The following is a 4,721-nucleotide window of genomic DNA, read 5'->3' on the forward strand; positions in this document are numbered from 1 at the left end:
TACTGCACCGGCAACGCCCCCCACACCGGAACAGCCCCGCCCACCCGCGCCGCATACGCCACCGACAGATCCCGCGCCAGCGGACCCAACGACCAACCATCACCAGCAATGTGATGCACCACCACGACCAACACATGCTCGTCCGCCGCACGACAAAACAGCCAGGCACGAAGCGGTACCTCACGGCTCAAGTCGAACGAGTGCGCCGCCGAAGCAGCCACCGCCTCCTCGCTGTAGTCCGCCACCGCCAGGCGACAGCCAACCTCATCCGCGGCCAGCACACGCTGACGCGGCTGACCGTCCGTGACCGGGAAGACCGTACGCAGGACCTCGTGCCGCCCCACCACATCACCCAGCGCAGCCTCCAAGGCCACGGCATCAACCGACCCGGACAACCGCACCGCCATCGGGATGTTGTACGTCGCGCTCCGCCCCTCCAACTCCCCCAGAAACCACAGCCGCTGCTGCGCGAACGACACCGGCAGCACCTCCGGCCGCACACCCGCGACCAGCGCCGGACGCCGGTGCTCCGCCTCCTCCAACCGACTGGTCAGCGCAGCCACACTCGGCGCCTCGAACAACACCCGCAGTGGCACCTCCACACCCAGCGCTGCCCGCGCCCGGCTGATCAATCGGGTCGCCAGCAGCGAATGACCGCCGAGGTCGAAGAAGTCGTCGTCGACCCCGACCGCCGACAGCCCGAGGACCTCCGCGAAGAGGCCGCATAGGATCTCCTCCTGGAGCGTGGACGGTCCATGGCCGGAACGGCTGGTCGTGTACTCGGGGACAGGCAGGGCCTTGCGGTCCACCTTCCCGTTCGGCGTCAGCGGCAGCGCCTCCAGAACCACCACCGCGGCCGGAACCATGTACTGGGGAAGTGACTCGGCGGTGAGTTCCCGCACCGCACTGGGCAGGGCGTCGGCGTCGCCGGTGGACACCACATAGGCGACCAGACGCTTGTCGCCTGGAGTGTCCTCGCGTACGAGGACCACAGCCCGCTCGACCGAGGGATGCGCGGCGACGACGGCCTCGATCTCGCCGAGTTCGATACGGAAGCCGCGCACCTTCACCTGGTCGTCGGCGCGCCCCACGAACTCCAGGTCGCCGTTGGGCGACCAGCGCACCACGTCCCCGGTGCGGTACATCCGCTGCCCCGGCCCACCGAACGGGCACGCTACGAACCGCTCCGCCGACAGGCCCGGTCGGCCCAGATACCCACGAGCCAAACCGGCACCCGCGATGTACAGCTCGCCCCCCACTCCGGCAGGCACCGGCGCCAGCGCGCCGTCCAACACGTATACCTGCGTGTTCCCGATCGGACCACCGATCGACGAAACTCTGCCGGAACCCGTCTCCAGCCGCTTGGCGGTCGACCAGATCGTGGTCTCGGTTGGGCCGTACAGGTTCGTCACCGAGGCCGTCCTGGCCAGCAGCGTGCGCGCCAGCTCACCCGGCAGTGCCTCACCGCCGACCAGCGCCCGTACTCCGACCAGTACGTTCCCGCCCCCCGCCCCGGATTCCTCGGACTCCGACACCAGGGCCTGCCACAGGCTCGGCGTGGCCTGGACAGTCGTCACGCCCGAGGACCGGATCAGCGCGCGCAGCGCTCCCGGGTCCCGCACCTCATCCGGTGTGGCGAGCACCACCCGCGCACCGCCGAGCAGCGGGAGGTACAGCTCCAGGCCGGCGATGTCGAACCCGATCGTGGTCACGGCCAGCACACGGTCGTCCGCGCCCAACGCGAAGCGGCGTCGCATGGAGGCCAGGAAGTTCACCAGTGACCGATGCTCGACCACCACACCCTTGGGACGTCCGGTGGACCCCGACGTGTAGATCACATATGCCGGGTGCGCCGGCTGCACGGGGCCTCCGCGCTCCTGCTCCGTCAGCGCTCCGTCATCCAGGCCCGCCGCCTCGGCGACCCTGGCCGGATCGTCCAGAGCGACCACCGGCACGCCGACAGCTTCGCCGCCCAGCCCGAGCCGGTCGGTCAGCCCCGCACCGGTGAGAACACACCGCACATGGGCATCGGCCAAGACATACGCGATGCGCTCCGCCGGGTACTCCGGGTCGATCGGCAGATACGCGGCTCCGGCCTTCAGCACGCCCAGCACCGCCACGACCATCCCGATGCCGCGTTCCATGCACACCGCGACCACGGACTCGGCCCGGACACCCCGGCCGACCAGCAGGCGCGCCACCTGGTTCGCCCTCGCGTCCAGTTCCGCGTACGTCACCTCGACGCCTCCACACACCACGGCGACGGCGTCCGGGGTGCGCGCGGCCTGCGCCTCGAACAACTCGGGCAGCGGCGCCCGGCCCACCTCGAGCTCGGTGTCGTTCCACTCCGCGAGCAACAGCCGCTGCTCGGCCTCGCCAAGAACCTCCACCGCGCTCAGCGGCAGCTCCGCGCCGACGTCCAGCACCGTCTCCAGCGCGGCCACCAGGTTCTCCGTGGCGGTACGCAGCATCGCACCAACCGCGTCCGGGTTCACCGGCTCCACCGCGTCCACGACCACCGACAGGCCGTCGCCGTCGTCGTCGACGGCGACCGCGAGCGGGTAGTTGGTGCGCTCCCGGTTGAACACCAAGCGCGTGCCCGCCATCCCGCCGTCCGCGCCGCCGCCGACGCTCCGACCGGTGTTGTGCCGGTAGTTGAGCATGGCCGTGAACAACGGCAGGTCGCCCGAAACGCCGCTGGCCTGCTGCGCCAGTGCCAGCGGCGCGTGCTCGTGCTCCAGCAGGGCCGCGAGCTGTTCGCGCATCGCGTCGACCGCGGCCCGCACGGGCAGCTCAGGGACCCGTACCCGTACCGGCAGCATGTTCATGAACGGTCCGGCGACCCGATCGGATCCGGTGCCGGCGTTCATACGCCCGAACAGCACCGTGCCGAAGACGACGTCGTCCCGACCGCTGACGGCAGCGAGGACCCGCGCCCACGCCACGTGCATGACGGTGGCGGGGCTCGCCCCCAGCCGACGCGCGACCTCACGCAGCCGCTCGTTCAGCTCGGAGGAGAACTCCAGCCGTGCCTCGACCGTGTCCATGCCGTCCCCGCGCACGTCCACCAGCCCGTACGGCGCCGTCGGCTCATCCACGTCACCGAGCAGCTCACCAAAGAACCGCTCGTGTTCCCCGGTGTCCAGCTCGGCGCGTGCCTGGGCCACGAAGGTCCGGAACGGCGGCGGCTCCGGCAACTGCGCACCGCGACCGGCCAGGATCGCCGCCACTTCGTCGCGCGTCACTTCCAGCGCGGTATGGTCCTGGATCACGTGGTGAACTCGGATCAGCAGCAGCCAACGACCGTCAGGGACACTCGCCGCGTGCAGCCCGATGAGCGGTGCCCGGCCCAGATCCATCGACAGACCCGCCTCGGACAGCAGGGCACGCACCGGATCCGTGGCCTCCGGATCCAGCGTCATCTCCTCGACCGACAAGGCGGCGTGCCGCCACACGACCTGGACCGGCTCGCGCAACCGGCCCTCCCATACGATCGACGTTCGCAGGACATCGTGGCGGTCGACAACAGCCTGGAGCGCGGCGGTGAAGGCGTCGAGCCGGTCACGCGAGTCGAACGCCAGGACGGTCGGCAGGACGTAGGCGTCCTCGCCGCCGTCGGCGAGGAGGTGGTGGAAGAGCAGCCCCTCCTGGAGCGGGGCGAGCGGATACACGTCCGCCACGTTCGCGGCGCCACCCGGCACGGCGGCGACGATCCGGTCGATCTCGGCCTGCGTCAGCGACACGAGCGGCAGCATCTCCGGCGTGATCCGTGTCGCGTCCGCCGGAACCATGTTCGGCGGCACCGGCACGTCGTCCCTGGTGCCGGCCGCGGCGGCGAGACCGGCCACCGTCGGCGCGGTGAACAGCGCCCGGACGTTCACCCGGACGCCGCGCTCCCGCAGCTTCTCCACCAGCGACACCGCCAGCAGCGAATGACCGCCCAGCTCGAAGAAGTCGTCGTCCAGACCGACCCGTTCCACACCGAGCACCTGCGCGAACACCTCGCACAGCACCTCCTCCGCCGGCGTCGAGGGCGCGCGGTAAGCAGCGGTCGGGCCGAAATCGGGCGCAGGCAGAGCACGCCGGTCGAGCTTGCCGTTGACGGTCACCGGCAGCACATCGAGCGGGACAAGGGCGCTGGGGACCATGTAATCGGGAAGAGCCGCCGCCAGCCGGGCGCGAACATCCACCAGGTCGAGGGCTTCCCCGGCCGGAACCACGTAGCCCACGAGTCGTCGGTCGCCTGGGATGTCCTCACGGACGACCACAGCCGCCCGGGCAACGGACGGGTGCACGGCGAGCCGGGCCTCGATCTCACCCAGCTCAATACGGAAACCACGCAACTTCACCTGGTCATCCGTACGACCCACATACTCCAACGCACCATCGGCATTCCACCGCACCACATCACCGGTCCGGTACATCCGCTCCCCGGCAACACCGAACGGATCAGCCACGAACCGCTCAGCCGTCAACCCCGCACGCCCCAGGTAACCCCGCGCCAACTGCACACCCGCGAGATACAACTCACCCTCAACCCCCACAGGCACCGGCCGGAGCGCAGCATCCAGCACATACACCCGCGTGTTCCACACCGGACGCCCGATCGGCACACTCACGCCCGCATCCCCAGGCCCGCACGCCCACGCCGTCACATCCACCGACGCCTCCGTCGGCCCATACAGATTGTGCAGCGCCACCCCACCGAGCACACCGAAGAA

General features: G+C 70.3%; 1 protein-coding gene and 1 pseudogene. Both read right to left on the reverse strand.

Translation table 11 applies throughout. The annotated features are described in order from the left end of the window. Positions 1 to 4,349: amino acid adenylation domain-containing protein (locus ABZ656_RS56595; protein ID WP_360280353.1), on the reverse strand; the 4,349-nt coding region annotated here is incomplete at its 3' end. A 150-nt stretch (positions 4,350 to 4,499) separates the two neighbouring features. Beyond that, a pseudogene (locus ABZ656_RS56600) lies at positions 4,500 to 4,712 on the reverse strand (AMP-binding protein); the annotation flags it as partial. Positions 4,713 to 4,721 lie beyond the last annotated feature (9 nt).

The organism is Streptomyces sp. NPDC007095, assembly GCF_040634475.1.
Taxonomy (GTDB): domain Bacteria; phylum Actinomycetota; class Actinomycetes; order Streptomycetales; family Streptomycetaceae; genus Streptomyces.